Raw genomic sequence first — 21472 nt, 5'->3', positions numbered from 1 at the left:
GAGACCGGTGCAGTGAAGTTTGAAAATGGAATCGAGATATTGAAATAAAATGAGATCGATTTGTTCGCAGTCCGTTGAAGGTCCCCCACACGTACCAGTACTTGACAATGATCCAGAAGTTTTCAGGGACTCAAGGACATCGAACTGACTCCATACTTACCAACCGCAACGATTGGTCCCAGGTGAATCAGGTCTTTTTCTCACGTTCCTGTCCGTGATGAGCAATCGAGAGGATGTCATCATTGTTGGTGGTGGTGCCGTTGGACTTTCGGTTGCCTATCATCTGGGTGCGCAAAAACAGCATTCTGTTCGCCTGTTTGAGAAAAATCAGATTGGCAGTGGGACAAGCTGGCACGCGGCAGGCATTGTCGGGCCGCTTCGTTCGTCGCTGAACATGACACGTCTAGCGATGCATGCGGTAGAACTTTTTCCGCGGCTTGAGCAGGAAACCGGCCAGTCGATCGGCTACCGACGCACCGGCGGATATTGGCTGGTGCAGACAGCCGAACGCCTGACTGAGTTGAGAAGAATCTGTGCTGTTGGCACCGCGGTAGGTCTTGACACCCAGATTGTCAGTCCTTCAGAATTGTCCCGCGCGATCGACTTCATCCGTGCCGACGATCTGACCGGTGCAATGTGGGTTGGCGAAGATGCACAGGTATCGCCTGTCGATCTGTGTTCTGCCTATGCGATCGGTGCCAAGAGTCGAGGTGTCACAATCGAGGACAGTTGCGGCGTTGATAAGTTCATCGTTGAGCACGACGCAGTCAAGGGAGTCGTGCTCGAGGATGGTCGTCGGTATTTTGCGGACCGGGTCGTTCTGTGTGCTGGTCTGTGGTCCAGGGAACTGGCCGCAACAGCCGGCGTACGGGTGCCGTTGCAGGCGGTTGAGCATATGTACATTGTCACTGAGACGATGAATTGCCTGCCCGACCCGGTTCCTGTGATCCGGGATCTTGATTCCGACATCTATCTCAAGGGTGATACAGGCAAGTTGGTGTTGGGAGGATTTGAGCGCAACGCCAAGACATGGAATCCGGATTCATCCGGACCTCACATTCCGTTTGTCATGTTCGATGAGGATTGGAGTCATTTCGAACCGATCATGAGTGCGGGCTTGAACCGGGTCCCTGCGCTCGGCAGCACAGGTGTTCACACATTCATGAACGGGCCGGAGAGCTTTACCCCGGACACCCGACCGATGATCGGAGAATCTGCACAAGTTGCGGGATTTTATGTCGCCGCCGGATTCAATTCTGTCGGTGTGATGTCGTCAGCCGGTGTCGGTCATGCGCTTGCCCGGTGGATACTGGACGGCGCTCCGCCTTACGATCTTTGGGAAGTTGATGTTGCACGTGCCGACCCGAGATGGTCTGAACCGCATTTTCTCAAGCAGCGCATGCGCGAGGCTGTCAACGATCAGTTCGCGATGCACTGGCCATTGAAGCAGCCGCAATATGGCAGGGATATGCGATGCACGCCGTTGCATGGGCTGTTGCAGGGAAAGGGTGCGGTTTTCGGTTCCATGGCCGGTTGGGAGCGTCCGTTGTGGTTCGCGCACAGCCGACAGGAAGAAAAGCTCATTCATACCTACTCGGAACAACCGTGGTGGAGATATGTCGCCCGCGAGGCGCGGCAGATGAAAGACGCAGTGACGCTGACAGACTTCACCCCATTCACAAAGATCGAACTGAGGGGGGCTGGCAGTGTGGATGCATTGCAGTTTCTCTGTGCTGCCGATGTCGACATCAAACCGGGTGGATCGCGTTATACCGTCATGCTCAATGAGCGTGGCGGAATCGAGGCCGATGTGACGGTTTTGCGACATGATGAGGATCATTTCCGAATCATATCAGCAGCCGCGATACGCTATCGGGACCTTAGACGCATGCGACGTATGCTGAAAGGATATCCATCGGTATCAATGGACGACGTGACAACCACCGAAGCAGTGATCGGCGTCATGGGCCCACAATCCCGGAAGCTTATGGAGTGTGTGACAGATGAGGATTGCTCAGGTGAATCATTCAGATTCGGCACCAGTCGCCATATGAGAATTGCCGACACTCCCGTCGCCGCCCTTCGACGCAGCTATGTCGGCGAACTTGGGTGGGAAATCTATGTTGGGCGCGAATTCGCGGCACAGGTTTATGAGAGGTTTTTGGCTGCCGGCCGTGACTTGGGAATCGGGCAACTCGGACTTCTGGCAGTCGATGGCTGTCGGCTGGAAAAGAGATTTGGGCATTGGGGACATGATTGGGGGCCCGATGTGACGCCGCTCGAAGCCGGACTGGTTCACGCTGTCAACATGCAAAAGTCCGATTTCTTGGGGCGGGAAGCGCTTCAGAGGCAGATTCATGCAGGACTGCGTCAGCGTCTGGTTCTGTTGGAGGTCCTGATCGAATCCGGTGAGCGTCCGTTGCTGTTGCATGATGAGCCAGTTGTCGTTGAAGATGAGATGATCGGTCTCACGACTTCAGGAGGATATGGACCGAGGACCGGCAAGTTGCTTTCATTTGCGTTGATTCGTTGCGGGCCTGATGAATCACTGGCGCAAATCCACGACCGGGTTGTCACGATTGAAATCGCCGGAGTCAGCCATGTCGCGCGTGTTTGTCCTGAAGCGCCGTACGACCCCGACGGCATGCGAATGAGAGGATGAGAGCGGTGACATCATCTGCAAGAACAGTTGTCATTGGCGGTGGAATCATGGGCGTGTCGGTTCTGTATCATCTCGCCAAACTGGGCTGGACAGACTCGGTCTTGCTGGAAAGACGCGATCTCACACATGGCTCTACCTGGCATGCGGCAGGCCTGTGTACGCACTTCGCCCACAATGCCACAATCATGCAGATGCGAGCCGACAGTATCCGTCAATACAGTCTGGAACTTGAGCAGGAAACAGGACTGAGTGCTGGTTTCCGCAAAACAGGCGCATTGAGGATTACCCGCAGCGCCGATCGTATGGATGAGTTTCGCCACGTTCAGGGAATCGGCCAGTTTGTCGGCCATGAATTCCATATTGTTACGCCGGACGAAGTGAGCGAGTTGCACCCGCTGGCCAATATTGACGGGTTGATTGGCGGAATTTACGAGCCTGGAGATGGCAACGTCGATCCCAGCCAGGCCACCCAAGCGCTTGCCTCCGGAGCCCGGGCGCAGGGGGCGCTGATCTATCGTAACGATCCGGTTGTCGAGATCGAATCGACCTTCAGTGGTGAATGGCGGGTAATCACTCCGAACCGGGAAATACTGTGTGAGCATGTGATCAACGCAGCTGGCACCTGGTGTCGCGAGATCGGAGACATGTTGGGTGTCGATCTTCCTGTTGTTCCGGTTCTCCATCAGTATTTTGTCACCGAATCGATGCATGAGGTCGCGACACTGCAGCGGGCTTTACCGATTATCCGTGACCCTGAAGAGAGCTGGTATATCCGACAGGAACGGGACGGGCTCATTTTCGGCCCGTACGAACGCGACGCGCAGCCCTGGTCAGTTGACGGGATACCGGACCATTTCGGTGCCGACCTGCTGCCGCCTGACTTCGACCGGGTGGAGACCATTGTCCAGTCAGCATCCGCTAGGATACCGTCATTCGGGTTGGCTGGAATCAGGAATGTCGTCAATGGCCCGATCACCTTCACCCCGGATGCCAATCCCCTGATCGGGCCTGCTTTCGGATTGCGCAATGCCTGGCTGCTCACAGGCTCCTCAATGGGGGTCATGGAGGGCGGTGGCGCAGGTCGCTTTCTCGCGCAGTGGATCGTTGGCGGTGAGCCTCCTATGGATCCGATTGCGGTTGATTCAAGGCGTTTCGGTGAATATGCTGATCGCCGATATCGGGTGGCGAAGGCGAAAGAAAGTTTTGCCCATCAATTTGCGGTGCATTATCCGCGGGAGGAACGACCGGCGGGCCGTCCTTGCCTGAAGTCAGAGTTTCATGCACCGCTTGAATGTACCGGCGCGGTGTTCGGCGCTGCCTGCGGTTGGGAGCGGCCGAACTGGTTTGGATCTGAACGCAATCGAGAACACACCAACGACAGTTTCCGCAGAACCAACTGGTTTGATGCCGTGGCCAGCGAGTGCCGCACTGTTGCCGAACGCGTCGGCATATGTGATATGACGGCTTTGAGCAAGTTTTCACTGACGGGTGGCGACGCACATGGATTTTTAGATACGCTTGGTGCGAACCGGCCGCCGCAGAGTGATGGTCGAGTCGGCCTCATCCACGTATTGAGTCGATCCGGCGGTGTACTTTCCGAGTTTACGGTACTTCGAAAGTCGAGGAATCACTATTACCTGACGTCTGCCGCCGCCGCTTTGCGTCATGACTTCGAATTGCTTCGCAGTCGTGCCCGTGGATTGGATGTCAGGGTTGAGTCGCAAACATCAGACTACTGCGTCATCGGACTTATGGGTCCGGCATCCGCAAAGTTGCTCGACGAACTGACCTCGGATGATCTGTCTGTGGATGGGTTTCCCTGGCTGACTGGAAGAATGCTGGAAATCAGAAAACGAAAGCTATTGGCGATTCGAATGTCGTATGCGGGAGAGTCAGGGTGGGAATTGCATGTTCACCGATCGGACGCGCTGGCTATCTTTTCCGCGCTCACTGAGGCAGGGCGAAATTTTGGAATCGGATATTTTGGCGCTTTTGCGATTGACGCGATGAGACTCGAGAAAGGGTATCGGGCGTGGGGTATGGATCTGACTACGGAGCGAACACCACTCGAATCAGGTCTTGGACATCTTGTAAGAACCGAAAACAGGCAGTTCATCGGCCGCGATGCGATGCTTCGTCGGCACCAGCGAGAAGACTGCTGGCGAATGGAGTTGCTGCAGATTGATTCGGATGGAGACATTGACCCGTTTTATCTTCATCCTCTTTTTGCGGACGACAAGGTGATTGGAATTGTGACGTCCGCAGCCTTCGGCCACCGTACCGGACTTTCACTGGCGCTTGCGTACCTGGACGGCAGATGTGAGCCCTTCGGACAGTCCTTGGAAGTGGAAATCATCGGACACAGATTCCCAGCTGGAATACTGGACAGACCGCCTTATGATCCGGACAACGATCGACTCGCGGCTGATTCAACGCAGTGAACCTCAGGCATTCAAGGCGGGTTGGTCTGAGAAGATGTACTGCTCGGTCGAAGTGCCCGCAACCCATCCAGCACAAAGCGCTCGGTTGCGGTTTTGCCGCGAGCAGCTTTCCAGTTGTCGTATAACTCTTGGCTGAAACCTGTCGGACCGACTAATAGTCAATTCAGACCAATTCAGTATTTACCGATGACTGACATCTTCGATTTTGGACCACGGAGGTCTTTGTATGCAGTGTTCGGCAATCCGATCGGGCACAGTAAATCCCCGATGGTTCATAACTTGTTTGCACAGCAGTTTGACATCGCACTCGAATATCGTGCGGTCCATGTTGACATAGGGGGTTTTGAGCAGGCGGTCAGCGGATTTTACGCAGGCGGTGGACAAGGTCTCAACGTCACAGTCCCTTTCAAGCTCAATGCGTGGAAACTGGCGGATGAACTCAGTGACCGTGCACGTCTTGCCGGCGCGGTCAACACATTATCACTCGGGGACACGATAAGCGGGGACAACACCGATGGCATCGGGCTTGTCACAGATATTCAGCACAATCTTGGAGTCAGCATGGATGCTGCAAGAATTCTGATTGTCGGTGCTGGCGGAGCGGCCCGCGGCGTAGCCGGCGAAATCCTGTCGGCGAAACCCGAACACTTGTTTGTCGCGAATAGAACAAAGGACAAGGCCATTGACCTGGTCCGGCAATTTTCTGAAATAGGCCCGATTTCGGGCGGTGGACTGGACGACATTCCAAGTCACTCTTACGAGATTGTCATCAATGCCACATCCAGTGGACTGACACACGATGCGCCTGACCTGCCGTCGGGCACATTTACGAATGCGTGCCTGGCATATGACATGATGTACGGTCGAGCGCAGACGCAATTTCAAAAGTTAGCGAAACAATGTGGCGCGAAGCTGACCAGTGATGGTTTGGGAATGCTGGTGGAGCAGGCAGCCGAGTCATTTTTCATCTGGCATCGCAAAAGACCTGAGACGGCTGCAGTCATTGCCGCTGTTCGCGAAGCTTTGTGACTTTTCCTGGCTGGTTTGCGTCTCAATGGTCGAACTTGTTCAGTCGCGTCATTGCGAACATTTAAACTACATTACCGAAGTTATTGGGTAAAATTCACTCAGCAGTTCAACTTGAATTCGGGTTTGAACAATCAGTCAATAAAATTAGAAAGAAATTATGAAAAAGTTAGTCCTAGTACCGATACTCGCATTATTTTTCTGTGGTGTTGCAGTAGCGGAAACCTCAATTAAGTTTGCCAATGACTGGAAGTGGGAAGGGCCAGCCGCGCCACTGCTTCTGGCTTGGGATACAGGCCTTTATAAAGCCGAAGGTCTTGATGTTCAGATGGACACCGGAAAAGGCTCTCTTGATGCGATTCCACGCGTTGCATCCGGCACCTATCAGATGGGGAACTCAGACATCAACTCTCTGATAAAGTTTCGCGATAAAAACCCGGATTTGCCTGTCATGGCGATATTCATGATCTACAATGCCCCGCCGTTTGCGGTTGTCGGTCGCAAGTCACTTGGTGTGAATGCTCCGAAAGATCTCGAAGGCAAGATACTTGGCGCGCCAGCTCCTGATGGCGCCTATGCTCAATGGAAAGCGTTCGTCAAAGCCAATGATATCGACGCCAGCAAAGTGACCATCGAGAACGTAGGATTTCCAGTGCGCGAGCCGATGCTTGCCCAAGGCAGCGTTCATGCAATTACCGGCTATTCGTTCTCATCGTTCATCAACTTGAAGGCCAATGCGGTACCCGAGGACGACATTTCAGTGTTGCTGATGCGGAATTACGGACTCGACCTTTATGGCAATGTAATTATTGTCAATCCTGAATTCGCAAAGTCGAACCCCGATGCTGTAAAAGGATTTCTGCGCGCAACAATAAAAGGATTTCAGGCGACGATCGCTGACCCGGCAAGTGCTGTCAAGCATGTCATCAATCACAACGATGTGGCCCGAGAAGAAGTTGAGCTGGAGCGGTTGCAGATGGCGCTTGATCAGAACATTGTGACTGATGAGGTGCGTCAGAATGGCATCGGCGGGGTCGACATGGACCGACTTGAACGATCGATTGACCAGATCGCCCTGACCTATGATTTCACGGCTCGACCGAACGGGGCGGACATTTTTGATGGAAGCTTTCTGCCTGCAGCGGAAAACAGAATGGTTCAATAATCACATTGAATGCGTTTGTTGAAATTGAGGATGTCTCGCTTCGCTACAGCGCTCAATCCGGAAATGAGAGCACATTGGCGGTCGAGCACCTCAATTTGCAGGTCAATCAGGGAGAGTTTATAGCGGTAGTCGGTCCGTCAGGCTGTGGCAAGTCCACGCTGATGAAGTTGGCAACCGGTTTGCATTTTCCGTCAACAGGCGAGGTACGTCTTGATGGCAGACAGGTCGAAGGTCCTGTCTCCATCGCTGGAATGGCGTTCCAGAACCCGGTGATGCTGCCGTGGCGGCTCACCCGTGACAACGTGCTTCTTCCGATGGAGGTTGTCAACCCTCACCGAAAGAAAATCAGGACAAACCGCGCCAGTTATCGTCGGATGGCGGACGAACTGCTGGCGTCGGTGGGTCTGGACGGCGCGGGCGGCCAGTATCCCTGGCAGCTGTCCGGTGGCATGCAGCAAAGAGCGTCGCTTTGTCGGGCATTGATCCACGACCCGCAATTGTTGATGCTGGATGAGCCGTTTGCGGCATTGGATGCATTTACCCGAGAGGAGCTTTGGTGCGTCATCCGCGACCTTCATCTGCAAAAGCAGTTTACCACCATCCTGGTTACCCATGATCTGCGAGAGGCAGTATTTTTGGCTGACACGGTTTATGTGATGAGCGCAAGGCCTGGACGAATCATCGTCTCGCGCGAGGTACCGATTCCAAGGCCGCGTTCGATCGAAGTGACCTATGAAAAGGAATTTTCGGACCTTACCCAGGAATTGCGTGGCCACATAGCCGAAGCACGCAGTTAGACTCAGATGCTAAATCGTTCCGAATCAAACGGCATTCAAATTGATTGGGTCAAGTTGTCACCTTGGCTTTGTACCATCGGGCTTTTCCTGATTTGGGAGGCTACGGTTCGATTATTTGGAATTCCGTACTACATTCTCCCTGCACCTACCCACATCACATATGCGATGTATGAGTTTTCGGATGCCCTGTGGTGGAATTCCATCCAGACGTTGTGGACGACACTCGCTGGGTTTGGACTGGCGATCGTGTTCGGATTGATGTTGGGGCTGTTTATCGGATGGGACAAACGAATCTACTCGGGCCTTTATCCGCTGATGATTGGATTCAATTCAATCCCGAAAATCGCAGTTGTCCCCATTCTAGTATTGTGGTTTGGCGCGGGCTGGCTGCCAGCGGTGCTGACGGCATTTTTGATCTCATTCTTTCCGATCGTTGTGAACGTTGCGACGGGTCTGGCAACCATTGAACCTGAAATGGAAGATGTTCTGCGTGCGCTCGGAGCCAAGAAGCTGGACATCATGACCAAGGTAGGCATCCCGCGTTCATTGCCATACTTTTTCGGCGCTCTCAAAGTCGCCATCACACTCGCCTTCATCGGCTCGGTACTGTCAGAAACCATTGCCGCGAACTCAGGTATCGGTCATATGATGCTAACAGCCCAGGCGAATTTTGAGGTGCCGTTGGTATTTGCCTGCCTTATCGCGCTGGCGGTCGAAGGCATCGGCATGTATGCGCTGATGGCTGGGTTGGAAATCCGAATGACCGGGTGGGCTCATCGATCTGGCTTTAACCGATAGGCTCGTTGTCTTTGCTTGAGTGCATTGACTGGAAGTACCAACAGAGCGATGGCGCGGGTCATTGAAACTGCTTTTCTCCATCACACTTGTGCCAAATCGTCATATTTTTTCTCTGATTGCATCAACGTACCGAAGAACAGCAGTCAGACCTTGTACAGTCTCAATCTGCTTTGCAGGAATTCCGTTTGTCATGCTGTTGGGGGAATGCATGAAGCGCCTCATCCACACTTCATCGCCGCCCGTCAATGCGAATAATGCTTGGGCTACCCGTATCAGGATCAATGCCAGTTCACCCTGTTTGGAGGTCGGGTCCAATCGAGGGTTTTGATTGAGTCGGCCGATGGATGTTCGATGAACCCCCAATACTCTGGCCAGATCCTGCTGCTTCAGTCCCAATTGTTTTGAGGCTTTCAGTACAGCCTTGGCCAGTACCACATCGGATTGAATGTTTTCAAATTGAGACTTGGTTTGGTTAGTCATTATTCTTTACCCCTGAATCAAGCAGCACTTGCACAATAATCTTGCTTATCTCAATGTGACCAACTCTTCCGAAGCCGTCGGATGTATGGCCACAGTGTTGTCAAAGTCTTGCTTACGTGCGCCCATCTTGACCGCAACCGAAAAACCCTGAATGATCTCATCGGCAAAATCTCCGACAACATGGCAGCCAATTATCTTCTCATCGGATCCCGTCGTTATCAGCTTCATTAGTGTCGGGGAACTGCGACGGGTAACCTGATAGTACATGTTCTGGAATTCACTGATGTATATCCTGACATCATCTCCATATTGGGCACGTGCGGCCTGCTCACTCAGACCGACAGTCCCGATGGGCGGGTGACTGAAAATGACCGAGGGTATATTGTCATAGTCAAGGTGCGCGTTGGTCACCCCTCCGAATAGACGGTCGGATAGTTTTCTGCCTGCAGCAATGGCCACGGGCGTGAGCGCAACTCGTCCGGTTACGTCACCGACCGCGTAGACACCTTGCTGTGCGGAGTTCTGATATTGATCGGTTTCGATATATCCGCGCGAATTGAGTCGGACGTCAGTGTTTTCCAGGCCGAGTCCCTGTGTGCACGGTTTGCGGCCGATAGCGAAAATAAACTTGTCAACGTCAACGATTGATGTCCCGTCATTGAGCTCGACAGCCAATCCTGACGCTTCTTGCCTTAGCGAAGAAATTGCGGTATTGGTGAGAATCTTGATGCCGCTTCGCTTCATCTGTGAGGTGACGACAGATGTCATTGATGAATCAAATCCTCTCAGCAGCTGGTCTTTCCTTAGAACCATCACAACCTCACTACCCAATCCATTCAGCATTCCTGCGAACTCAGTTGCGATGTAGCCGGCTCCATTGATCACAACTTTTCTCGGGAGATCTTCCATTTCAAAAAATCCATCGCTCGTAATGGCTAGTTCCGATCCGGGCACGTCGGGAACCGTCGGCTGCCCGCCGGCAGCAATCAGGATATGAGGAGCATGGTAGGTAGTGCCGTTGACTTCGATAGAATTCGCAGAGTCGAATCGAGCGGTGCCGAATACCGTATCGACGTTTGCCTTGTCAAGATTGCCGGCATAGATGCTGTTCAGGCGAGCGATGTATTCATCACGGGCGCGTTTGATTGTCGCCCATTCAAAGCCTCTGTTTTCGATACGGAAACCGTAATCCGGTGCATCTTCCAGCATTTCCGCAATTCTGGAGGTCGTCCACATCACCTTTTTCGGTACGCAGCCGACATTGACACAGGTGCCTCCAAGTTTCTTGTTTTCGATTACGGCGCATCTCGCACCGTATTCGCTCGCCCGGCGCGCGGCGGCAATCCCACCACTCCCGGCACCAATTACAATCATGTCGTATTGAGTTTTCATGCTCTTTTCGTACCTGTCATTTGCCCCTCTAGAATTTCCCGACCACAGTAGCCGTCATTTCTTTGCTGACGCACATGCGGCAATGTTGGTTCAGTATCTGATCACTATTGTTCATGCCTGAGAATGTATTTCAGGGAAAGGTCTAACGAGGCGGATGGTCGTGCCTGCTGTATCGTGTCAATTGCAAGTTACGCAATGATTCCGTCGTTCCAACCGAAGCGTACCTAACGATCGGTAATTTTGAAGTAATCGCTTAAGGATGGAATTCGATTGAATTGAGGTAAAAATCAACTATCTCAAGTTGTTATTTTACTTCACTTTTTCATTGTCAATTCGTGCGCACATGACCAATTTCAAGCAAGAAATCAGAAATATGAACGCTAGCGGTCAGCGTTCGGACAAGCGCCCGCACAAGCACTGTCTTCTGCTCGCAGTAATTGATGCGATTCGGAAGCCCGCCGTCACTTCAATCTCGCACATGAGTTATTTCACAAACTAACGTGGGAGTCAATGCCGCCGAATCATGCTAAGGAATCTTCAGGAAGTAGTGACCGCCGCGCTGAACAACTGGCAAATAACTTTGCGACAGCCATGCTGATGCCAGCAGCGACTTTACGTCGCTACGGTAGTTGGTCGATTCTATCTGAGAGTGATCTTATATTGCGGTTGAACAAAGTTGCGGATGACTTTCACGTGACATCCTCAGCACTTCGCCGGCGCTTGGTTGCACTGAAGGAATTGAGTCAGTCCGTGGCTCGTTCGCTACCTGCGGTTGCGTTGCGTAATAATGGTCGACAGACCGATTCAGGGGACGTGCCCGCCTTGTTTTCGGCGCCCTTCATGAAAGTTCTGAACTTAGCCATCGAACAAGGATTGATATCCGCACGTCGCGTTGCCAAAATTCTTGGACTGACGATCGAAGATTTGTCAGATTTGTTCACGGCACACGGAATTGAATCTCCCGTTCAATTTTGAGTTGCGACAATGCAACGACCACCTTCTGTTTTGGTAGATACAAATGTAATCCTGGAATGTCATCGGGTTGGTTTGTGGCGTGCATTTGTCGGTCGATATCAAGTCGAAACAGTTGAGGAATGCGTAATTGAAACTCAGACAGGCCATCATCAGCGGCGTGAGGTTCAGCAGATTAATGTGCGCGAGTTGCGACAAGAACTGTCTGCAGTCCATTCGGTCACTTATGAGGAACGAGCTAGACTGCTGACAAGAGTGCCCGATATATTTCTTGATACCGGCGAAGCCTCGCTGTGGACTCATGCAGTGAGTCGAAACGAAGACTGGAATTTATGTGGCCCGGATCGGGTGAGTCTCCGATTTGGAATTCGGATGAGCGTCGGTAGATTCAACAAGCAGTCTGGCGTTGCCGCCTCCGGCAGTGATGTCTGTGCAGATTGATTTTTCGAAGCAGAACTGCCACGGGACATTCCGCTCTGTGACGAGACCGATAATTGGTCCTAGGCGTGCAGCCAGTTCAATTCGCAGTTTCCGCTTAAGTTCAGCGCAACAGTTGCCGACCGCGACACCGGCCAAATGTTCGGAATACGTCAACGTGTTCTTGTCAGGCAAGACATCACTTGACACCACAGGCAAGTCGGATTCCAGTAACTTTCCAAGCAACGCATCGTCGATTCTCACGGCCAAGACGGCGTTGCCGGCCAAAAGAGCATGCAGTACATGCTCGATTGATCCAATACAGATGAAAACTCCCTTGGGACCGAGGCGCAGATGATTGAGCTCACCGGTCGGTCCATCCAACTCCTGGAGCGGCGGCGTATGCCGATTGGCGAATTCAATGCATCGCACGAGGTCTGATCTATTGCCGAGAACCGAGTTGAGCCTGTCAAAGCGGTCAGGCTCGCTAATCCAGCCAGACTGCCTCATCGCCACCATCTCAAGCAGTGCTCTGAGGTCGCTGCGGTCTGCTTCGCACCCGATTCGCCCTCCATTGTCAGATTGCCCGAAGTCGCGCATTCTCGAGACATAGTACGGGCCACCTGCCTTAGGCCCTGTACCGGACAGTCCCCGCCCACCGAATGGCTGTGACCCGACTACTGCACCGATCTGATTTCTGTTGACGTAAATGTTGCCAGCATCCACATTAGTGGAAATTGTCTCGGCTCTTTCCTCAATCCTGGTATGCAGACCAAATGTAAGTCCGTATCCCCGGGCGTTTACGGACTGCAGGATCATGGGAATGTCAGCCGAATCGAAAGTGGCGATGTGCAGAATCGGACCAAACACCTCATCCTCGAGCTGTTCGATTCCTGATACCCGAAATGCGGTAGGGGGCACGAAAGACCCGGGTGATTGTTTCGCAATAGATGTCTGATGCATAAGATGTCCCGCGTCAGTCATGGACTTGCAATAGCTCAGAAGCGCCTGTTGAGCTTCCTCATCAATGGCTGGTCCGACATCGGTCGACACAAACCAGGGATCACCGACCCTCAACTCATCCATTGCGCCAAACAGCATGTCAAGAAGGCGGTCCGCAATATCCTTCTGTACATAGAGCATGCGCAGGGCCGAACAGCGTTGTCCGCAACTTGCGAAAGCCGAGGCAATGATGTCGCGTACGGCCTGCTCAGGCAGCGCGGTGGAATCTACGATCATTGCATTGAGCCCGCCGGTCTCGGCAATGAACGGGGCTTGTGAGTTTCCGCTTTCAGTCATGGTTTTCAATATCAGCCGGGCTGTTTGTGTTGAGCCGGTGAAGCAGATTCCGTCAACCCGACTGTCGCCAACGAGTGCGGCACCGACCGTCTCTCCATTCCCCGGCACCAGTTGTATGACATTTTCCGGTATGCCGACCTGATGCATCAGATCGACCGCAACAGACGCTGTAAGTGCGGATTGTTCGGCTGGTTTTGCAAGCACGGAGTTGCCAGCTGCCAGAGCGGCTGTTATCTGGCCCGTGAAAATCGCCAGTGGGAAGTTCCAGGGCGAGATGCAGACGATAATGCCTCTGGCATCACTGCTTGCAATACTTTCGAGCCGCATGGCCTCATTCGCGTAATATCGGCAAAAATCGACTGCTTCTCTCAATTCCGCGATGCTGTCCGAAACGGTCTTGCCAGTCTCTCGAATCATGAGAGCGATCAGTTCATGTGCGCTGGCTTCGTAGAGATCGGCGAGCCTGTTCAATGCCTCGGCCCGAGTCGCGGCCAATGCAGCGTGCCACGACTGAAATCCGTTTCGTGCCTGCAAGATGAGATCGCCTATCGAGTCAATAGACGTCTCGATGACCGTGCCTACAACATCATCAGGGCGCGCAGGATTGCGTGCTTGTATTGCTGTACTGTCCGCCGATGTGGTCGACAGACCTGGCTTTGCACTCCATCTGACCTCTGAAAATCGCGATATTCCGTCGTAGAGCGCCTCGAGTTCGGAACGTCTTTCCAAGTCAATGCCCCTGGAGTTGATTCGATCGGGTGCGAACAGCTGTGATGGTTGGTCGATACTCGGATTCACAATGGCATGTTCGAGTTTGCTGACAGCATCTGTCGGGTCGGACACGATCGTCTCGATCGCAACGCCTGAATCCGCAATCTGATTGACAAACGAACTGTTGACACCGTTTTCGAGAATCCTTCTGACCAGATACGCAAGCAAATCCTCGTGTGCGCCGACCGGTGCGTAGATTCTGCATGGATAGCGGAACAGTTTCCGCCCGACCCGGTGGATTTCCTCACCCATTCCGTGCAGTCGCTGGAACTCGAACCGCTGATGCTTTCCCACCATCGCCATGATGGAGCAGATCGAATGTACGTTGTGCGTCGCAAATTGCGGGTAAATGCGATCGTTCAGTTCCAGCAGTCGCTTTGCGCAGGCGAGAAAGGATACGTCAGTGGAACATTTTCTCGTGAATACAGGAAACGATTCGACTCCGAGAACCTGGGCGTGCTTGATTTCGGTGTCCCAGTATGCACCTTTGACCAACCGCACCATGATTCGACGGTCGTACCGTTCTGCGAGCGCATGCAACCATTCGATCATCTCACTGGCGTGCAAGCAGTATGCCTGTACAACCACACCGAAGCCGTTGAAGTCCTTCAACAACTCGCTTTGCAGTACCCGTTCGATCACATCCAATGTCAGGTCGAGTTTATCCACTTCCTCAGCATCAATGTTCAGGCCCATATTCGCATCTTTGGCAAGACGCACAAGCTCCAGGACTGAATCTGTCAGTGATTGCAGCACGAGACTGCTTTGGGAACATTGGAATCTCGGGGTCAGTGCAGAGAGCTTGACCGAAATTCCTGGATTGTCCCTGATGTCACTGGTCTGACTACGACGTGAGAGAAGCCGGATCGCTTCGCTGTAGGCATCCCTGTAGCGCTGGGCGTCTTTGGATGTCATTGCAGCTTCTCCCAGCATGTCATACGAGTAACGGTAGCCTTGGCGTGTCCGCTTGCTGCTGCGGGCCAGGGCTTTGTGAATCGTTGTGCCCAGAATGAACTGGCTCGCGCTGAACCGGGTGATGCGGGTGGCGCATAAACGAACGGCAGGCACCACAAGCTTCTGCAGTTTGGACCTCAGTGCTCCGTCGGTTTCTGAATGGCCGTGTTGATCAACTATAGCCGCGGTCAGTTCAAGGGCTCTGGTCGACAAATTGACTATGGCGGAATCCGACTTCCCGATATGGTACTTCCAGTCACCTGCGCAGATCCGATCCCTGATCAAGGTATCGATTGTTGCGTTATCCGGCACTCTAAGCAGCGCTTCGGCCAGGCACATCAGTCTGACCCCCTCGGCAGAGGACAGACCGTACTCGGTGAGAAACCTGGACACCGCACCGAATTTCCTCTCCGAGCGGATAGAACGCACTATTTCGAAAGAATTCTTCCGCGCGAGCGCACCTTGATCGGGGGATAGGATACGGCGGCGTTGAAGGTTATGTACTATGTTCGATTCATCAAGCCGATTCGCATTACCTATGGCTGCGCGTAATGCATCGGGATGGGCAGCAGATGGATCGGTCGGAGTCAACTATTGAATCGAATTCGAATGATTTCGCCTTCTTCCGGTTCGTATGATTTACCTTCAATTCGTACCTTACCTGCCATTTTAACCGAGTGCTCGCTGCCATGTGAGATCAGGTCCTCGCATGACATGACTTCCGCCCGAATAAATCCCCGCTTCATATCATCGTGAATCTTGCCGGCAGCCTGTTGTGCCGTAGTCCCCTTCGCAATCACCCAGGCACGGACTTCATTTTCATTGAAGGTAAAAAAGGTCCTCAGTCCCAATGCCCCGTAGCCGCACGCGACTACATCGGAGAGTGCTGACCCCTTTATTCCGAGTTCCTCGCGAAATGCATTCTGTTCCTGCAGCGATAGCTGCGAGAGTTCGAACTCCAACTTCGCACAGACTGAAATGACAGGTGTTTTCAATTCAGGTATCCGTGCAAAATCCTGCTCTGCCAATTGACTTTCGGACACATTCAGTACATGAAAGCTGGGTTTTTCGGTCAGTAGGGAAAGATGTCCGATCGTCTGCCGGTCATGCTCTTCAAGCATCTGATCACGGACGGCTACTTCGCCTTCAAGCCCGACTGCAATTCGGCCGAGAACATCAGCAAGTCTCGCCTGTTTGCGGTCTCCGGTACGAGAGCGTCTGATCGCCTTGTCCGCGGCCTTTTCCACAGTTTCAAGATCCGCAAGCATAAGTTCCAGACTGATCACATCAATGTCCGACTGCCATCGCCTATCGCGGACGAACGCGCCGACAACATGCGCAATCAGGTCCATTTCTCGGATATGTGCGAGAAACCGGTTACCGAGCCCCTCCCCGCGGGATGCGCCTTCGACGAGACCTGCGATGTCAACGAACTCGATGACAGCGGGGATGACGGTGGGAACGCCGACGGTATCGGCGATCGCCTGCAGTCGGTCATCCGGTACCGCGGCTGTTCCGACATTGGGGTCAATGGTGCAGAATGGAAAGTTTTCCGCCGGGACAGTTGAGCCGGTCAGCGCGTTGAACAGCGTCGACTTGCCGGAATTCGGCACGCCTATGATTCCGCACCGAAATCCCATTCTTCCGATTCTCCCGGCGTGCAGTCAGTGACTAGCGTCAGTGCAGGTCGTTTCGTCGCCGCCCGATGGACGGCTGTGCAGACGATTCATTGCGATTGCCAACTTTCCCGTCACTATGTCATCCAAAGACCGCAACGTATCGGAAATTGCATCGTCAATGAGGGCTTGCTCTGATTGCGGCGGTACGCTCAGGACATAAGGGACTGTCGCCGCACTGGATTGCGGCCGGCCAATTCCGATCCGGACCCTCAGGAATTCTCTGCTACCGCAGTGTTGGATGATGTCTGCAATGCCATTGTGCCCTCCGCCTCCTCCTTTGGTCTTGAGGCGGACGGTTCCGGTTGGAAGGTCAAGTTCGTCGTGAACGACGATAGTATCCTTTGGATCGATTTCGTAGTAGTCGGTGACGAGACGGTACGCAGATCCGCTTCGGTTGACGTATGTGATGGGCTGAACCAGCCAGACCGCAATCTCATTGATTCTTGTACGAACCAGATGACATTGAAGGCGCGGATTGAGCTTGAGCGAAACCTGACACTGTGATGCGAGCCGTTCAATGAAACGAAATCCACAATTGTGCCGGGTGTCTTTGTACTGGCGGCCCGGGTTGCCGAGCCCTATGATTGCCCGAGTCTGCATTTTATTCCGCTGCCGGCGCAGCAGTAGCCTGTCAAACTGACGATTTCACCGCCCCGCGGGCGGACATACAAAATCAATCTTCGGTCGAATCTGAAGCTTCGGCCTCCTCGGTTGGCTCGCCTTCCAGATCGATCTCTTCTTCTCCGTCTTCATCAAGATCGTCGACGGTCACGCGCGGCGGCGTCACAGATGCAATTGCGAAATCATCGCTGTCCTGATAGGCGGTCGAAAGCTCGACACCTTCCGGAAGAACGATATCTGAGATGTGCACAGCCTGGTTCAGTTCGAGTTCGCTGACATCGACTGCCAGATACTCAGGAAGATCTTTCGGCAGACACAGAATCTCGACATCGTTGATCAAACGCGAGAAAATGCCGCCGAACGTCTTGACGCCCGGTGCGACATCGTCACCATCAAAGTGCAGCGGTACTCTGATGCTAATCTGTTCGGTCGCCCTGACGCGTTGCAAGTCGATATGCAGGATCTGGGTCTTATACGGGTGCATTTGCACTTCCCGCAGAATGGCACTTTGTGTCTTGCCGCTTTCGGTGATGTCGATAATCGCGGAATGGAACGCCTCGGTATCAAGACTATGAATCAGTGCGTTGTGATCGGTTGTGAAGTGTGCGTTACTCTTACCCGCGCCATATACGACCACCGGCACCTGGCCGGCTCGACGCAACCTGCGGCTGCTGCTTGATCCGAATTCGTCCCGCGGCGTCAAGTCGAGTGTGAAATTGGTACTCATCTGCAAGTTCCTTATCTATAGATTTGAAGCGGACCTGATAAATCAGTCGACAAAAATTGAACTGACCGAGTCGCCGATGTAGATCCGGCGTATCGCTTCTCCGATCAGCTGTGAAACATCAAGAGTGCGAATTTTATCGCATTTTTTCGCCTCTTCGGAAAGATTTATCGAATTGCATACAACCAGTTCGTCCATGCACGAATCACTGATTCGCTCAATTGCCTGGCCAGACAGCACAGGATGTGTGCAGTAGGCCTTGACCGCGAGTGCGCCTCTTTGGGCGAGCGCTTCGGCTGCCTGGCATAGCGTGTTGGCGGTGTCAACGATGTCATCGATAAAGACGCATGTGCGATTTTCCACGTCACCGATCACGTTCATCACTTCGGCAACATTGGGCCGTGGTCTTCGTTTGTCAACGATTGCGAACTGTGCCTCAAGCTGTTCGGCAATGGATCGGGCGCGCACCACCGCACCGACATCGGGTGAGACAATGGTGAGGTTTTCCGGACGGTGTTTCCACAGGTCGCCGATGATGACAGGTCTGGCGTAGACGTTGTCAGTCGGAATGTCGAAAAACCCCTGAATCTGGTCGGCGTGCAAGTCCATGGTGAGAACGCGGTTCGCACCCGCGGTGTGTATCAGGGACGCGACCAGCTTAGCGGTGATCGGGACGCGGGAATTGCGGGGTCGTCGATCCTGTCTGGCGTACCCCAGATAAGGTATGACGGATGTGATACGACCGGCTGACGAACGCTTGACGGCATCGATCATGACCAGCAGTTCCATCAGATTGTCCTGGGTTGGAGCGCAGGTCGACTGGATGATGAAAACATCCATGTTACGGATGTTTTCGCTGATTTCCACCGAAATCTCCCCGTCGCTGAACCGACCGATGGTCGCATTTCCGAGCGGTACGGACAGGTAATCTGCTATTGAGAGGGCGAGTTGACGGTTGGCGTTACCCGTCAGAAGCATCATATTTTCAATCAACATGTGCGGACCTCGAATCTCAGGTGGATATCAGTCAATTGATGTTGATGGTCAGTGAGTTTGAGCTGCCAACTGATTGGCTGGGGTGCCAGGATTCGAACCTGGGTATGCCGGAATCAAAATCCGGTGCCTTACCGCTTGGCTACACCCCATCTGATAATGGTTTGGTACAGGGAACTTGCAATCAAAAGCCCTCACAGCACGACTTGTCCAACAAGGGCATCCACATTAATGATTTGTGTGAATTTTATACGACTACACGCATTCGTTGTGGAAATTCGTACCGTTACGGCTCTTGCGACCTTGGTCATGAGTCATGCGCATGGCACATGTGACGATCACGTCGACCGGACTGGACGAATGGCCGCAACGCCCTGCAATCCAACCTGATTGTGACCAAATGTTACATATTTGCAGGAAATTTATGGCTATATTCAAAGTCAGCGAAAATCTGGTCCGGTGAGAATGGACTTGGCATATATGAGTCTTCTGACAGATACCAACTAATCCCCGGTAAACAGGCGTTGCTAACCCTTGAAAATGTTGTCACGATGATATTTCAGGTACTTTCGATTTGGCTCATAGATCTTTGACATGGGCTCTCGCAACTTTCGATCATGCTCGAACATGGCCAGCATTGAATCAGGAATGCTTCCCTCGCTTACTAGAACTGTGAAGTTGTCGTCGATCGATATCAAGCCGCGATCAAACATCCAGTGCACCGTTTTGCTCAAAGCGATGCCATTCCTTACTGAATCTGGTCCATTGTGGTTTACCGGGCGAATATGCGCCGCTTCAACCTCGGCCCTTCCCCCACCATTGAGAATTTTGAGTCCGGTCACGGCACATGTATTGTCGTATGCTTTTTTCACTTGCCTCGAGAAAGCGATTTCACGAAACGGTCTGTTGGTGACCTCCTGAATGATCCTCCGCTTAAAGTTTTCATTCTCTTCTTCAGGTGTGATTCTCAATACTTCTAGTGGTTGGTGGTGATCAATTTTGAATTCATTGAATCCTGAGCCGATGATCTGAGTGTATTCAAAATCACTGATCGGCCTAATCGATTTCCTAAAAGCCAAAGGGTTTGACTTGCCATCCGGACTTCGAAGTTCGTTTTCGTAAAAAAACGTCCCTTCCCTGAACGGAACAGGCTGGTCAAATTCCAGATATTGGGATACGTAGGCGTAGTGATGATCGCCTCGCCTGGGATCCTGTTCAATCGAGTCAACTCTCGCAATAGCGAAATAAGCCCCGCGTCCGTTTCCTCGGGTCGGTTCGTAATAAATAATCCAATCGTTGATCGATTGTCTTGCCGTTTTCCAATACCTATTCGGAAAATGGTAGCGGTATTCAGGAATGTCGTCGTAAATCGATTGCTGTTTTATAGTAAAAATTGCCTTTGTCATTTTCCACCCATCACCGTTAATGAACGTCTTCCCGAGACACCATGAATGATACTTCAATGCATGGACGCTGATCGCAGGCAAGAGGGGCCCCAAGTCCGCTGGTTCGACGATGCCGGATCAGGGGATGCCTGTTCATGAGCTCTTGATTGCCACCGCCTATTTTTGACAGAGGGCAGCATCTCTCGCGCCGGCATGACGAAAGCCCCGACCGTCTCTACCACATCGGAATGAGTGCCTGGATCAAAGAAAACCGACCTGCATTTGAAATTCTTCCATTGCCTGGCTCTCATCGAACTCCAGGCAAAAAACTTCCGGGAACTTGTCAGCTGGAATTTGGGTTTGTCGATTCGTTAAGTTTGCCGCACAGAAAAATAAAAATATTTTTTTGTTGACAGGTGTGCGATTCGGTATATACTTTTATCTCCCTTGATCGCTCGGTCAGGGGTTTTTGTTCTTTAATAAATTGGAAACCATACAGATTGTGTGGGCGTTTCGTCTGTGTCAACGCTCCATTCTAAGATTTATTTCCTTCGGGAAATCGAGACGGAGAGTTTGATCGTGGCTCAGATTGAACGCTGGCGGCATGCTTAACACATGCAAGTCGAACGGTAACGCGGGGAGCTTGCTCCCTGGCGACGAGTGGCGGACGGGTGCGTAACACGTAGGAATCTACCCAACAGTGGGGAACAACTCGGGGAAACTCGAGCTAATACCGCATAAGCCCCAAGGGGGAAAGCGGGCCTCTTCTTGAAAGCTCGCGCTGTTGGATGAGCCTGCGCCCGATTAGCTTGTTGGTGAGGTAATGGCTCACCAAGGCGATGATCGGTAGCTGGTCTGAGAGGATGATCAGCCACACTGGGACTGAGACACGGCCC

14 protein-coding genes, 1 tRNA gene, 1 rRNA gene and 1 pseudogene are annotated in these 21472 nt (G+C 52.7%); 8 read left to right on the top strand and 9 right to left on the bottom strand.

What is annotated here, in order from left to right; all coding sequences use genetic code 11:
* The first annotated feature begins 217 nt into the window (after positions 1–217).
* The 6 genes from OXI60_10830 to OXI60_10805 all read left to right on the top strand — a co-directional run bounded on the left by OXI60_10830 (position 218) and on the right by OXI60_10805 (position 8889).
* Complete coding sequence (locus tag OXI60_10830; GenBank protein MDE0310302.1) at positions 218–2662, top strand: FAD-dependent oxidoreductase; 2445 nt, start codon at positions 218–220, stop codon at positions 2660–2662.
* A 5-nt stretch (positions 2663–2667) separates the two neighbouring features.
* Positions 2668–5103, top strand: coding sequence for an FAD-dependent oxidoreductase (locus tag OXI60_10825; protein ID MDE0310301.1), 2436 nt, complete (start codon positions 2668–2670; stop codon positions 5101–5103).
* A 186-nt stretch (positions 5104–5289) separates the two neighbouring features.
* Complete coding sequence (gene aroE / locus OXI60_10820) at positions 5290–6132, top strand: shikimate dehydrogenase (protein MDE0310300.1); 843 nt, start codon at positions 5290–5292, stop codon at positions 6130–6132.
* A gap of 157 nt (positions 6133–6289) precedes the next feature.
* Positions 6290–7294 (top strand): ABC transporter substrate-binding protein, encoded by a 1005-nt coding sequence (locus OXI60_10815; protein MDE0310299.1) that lies wholly within the window; start codon positions 6290–6292, stop codon positions 7292–7294.
* A 5-nt stretch (positions 7295–7299) separates the two neighbouring features.
* Complete coding sequence (locus OXI60_10810) at positions 7300–8091, top strand: ABC transporter ATP-binding protein (protein ID MDE0310298.1); 792 nt, start codon at positions 7300–7302, stop codon at positions 8089–8091.
* A gap of 6 nt (positions 8092–8097) precedes the next feature.
* Positions 8098–8889 carry an ABC transporter permease gene (locus tag OXI60_10805; GenBank protein MDE0310297.1) on the top strand — a complete coding sequence of 264 codons (792 nt, stop codon included), beginning with the start codon at positions 8098–8100 and terminating at the stop codon, positions 8887–8889.
* A 99-nt stretch (positions 8890–8988) separates the two neighbouring features.
* On the opposite strand, the gene OXI60_10800 is transcribed toward OXI60_10805, so the two are convergent.
* Both OXI60_10800 and gor read right to left on the bottom strand, forming a co-directional pair.
* Positions 8989–9369 carry a DUF2384 domain-containing protein gene (locus OXI60_10800; protein ID MDE0310296.1) on the bottom strand — a complete coding sequence of 127 codons (381 nt, stop codon included), beginning with the start codon at positions 9367–9369 and terminating at the stop codon, positions 8989–8991.
* Positions 9370–9414: 45 nt separating this feature from the next.
* Positions 9415–10761, bottom strand: a complete 1347-nt coding sequence (gene gor, locus OXI60_10795) for a glutathione-disulfide reductase (protein ID MDE0310295.1) — start codon at positions 10759–10761, stop codon at positions 9415–9417.
* Between the two features lie 459 nt (positions 10762–11220).
* On the opposite strand from gor, the pseudogene OXI60_10790 reads away from it, so the two are divergent.
* Positions 11221–11736: pseudogene (locus OXI60_10790) on the top strand (ImmA/IrrE family metallo-endopeptidase).
* Positions 11737–12063: 327 nt separating this feature from the next.
* On the opposite strand, the gene putA reads toward OXI60_10790, so the two are convergent.
* From putA to OXI60_10755, 7 genes are all read right to left on the bottom strand, one after another.
* On the bottom strand, positions 12064–15765 hold the full coding sequence (gene putA, locus OXI60_10785; protein ID MDE0310294.1) for a bifunctional proline dehydrogenase/L-glutamate gamma-semialdehyde dehydrogenase PutA: 3702 nt from the start codon (positions 15763–15765) through the stop codon (positions 12064–12066).
* Positions 15762–16814, bottom strand: coding sequence for a redox-regulated ATPase YchF (gene ychF, locus OXI60_10780; protein MDE0310293.1), 1053 nt, complete (start codon positions 16812–16814; stop codon positions 15762–15764). The genes putA and ychF overlap by 4 nt, the downstream gene beginning before the upstream one ends.
* A gap of 24 nt (positions 16815–16838) precedes the next feature.
* Positions 16839–17453 (bottom strand): aminoacyl-tRNA hydrolase, encoded by a 615-nt coding sequence (pth, locus tag OXI60_10775; protein ID MDE0310292.1) that lies wholly within the window; start codon positions 17451–17453, stop codon positions 16839–16841.
* A gap of 73 nt (positions 17454–17526) precedes the next feature.
* On the bottom strand, positions 17527–18201 hold the full coding sequence (locus OXI60_10770) for a 50S ribosomal protein L25/general stress protein Ctc (GenBank protein ID MDE0310291.1): 675 nt from the start codon (positions 18199–18201) through the stop codon (positions 17527–17529).
* A gap of 42 nt (positions 18202–18243) precedes the next feature.
* A complete protein-coding gene (locus tag OXI60_10765) occupies positions 18244–19188 on the bottom strand; it encodes a ribose-phosphate pyrophosphokinase (protein ID MDE0310290.1) in 945 nt (314 codons plus the stop codon).
* Positions 19189–19268: 80 nt separating this feature from the next.
* Positions 19269–19343: transfer RNA gene (locus OXI60_10760), tRNA-Gln, on the bottom strand.
* Between the two features lie 375 nt (positions 19344–19718).
* Entirely contained in the window at positions 19719–20597 is an 879-nt protein-coding gene (locus OXI60_10755; GenBank protein MDE0310289.1) for an HNH endonuclease, read from the bottom strand.
* Positions 20598–21137: 540 nt separating this feature from the next.
* On the opposite strand from OXI60_10755, the gene OXI60_10750 reads away from it, so the two are divergent.
* Positions 21138–21472, top strand: a 16S ribosomal RNA gene (locus tag OXI60_10750); the annotation flags it as partial.

It is taken from the genome of Acidiferrobacterales bacterium (assembly GCA_028820695.1).
Taxonomy (GTDB): domain Bacteria; phylum Pseudomonadota; class Gammaproteobacteria; order Arenicellales; family JAJDZL01; genus JAJDZL01.
The sequence above is the reverse complement of the archived record's forward strand: the minus strand, read 5'-3'. Positions and strand labels throughout refer to the sequence as shown.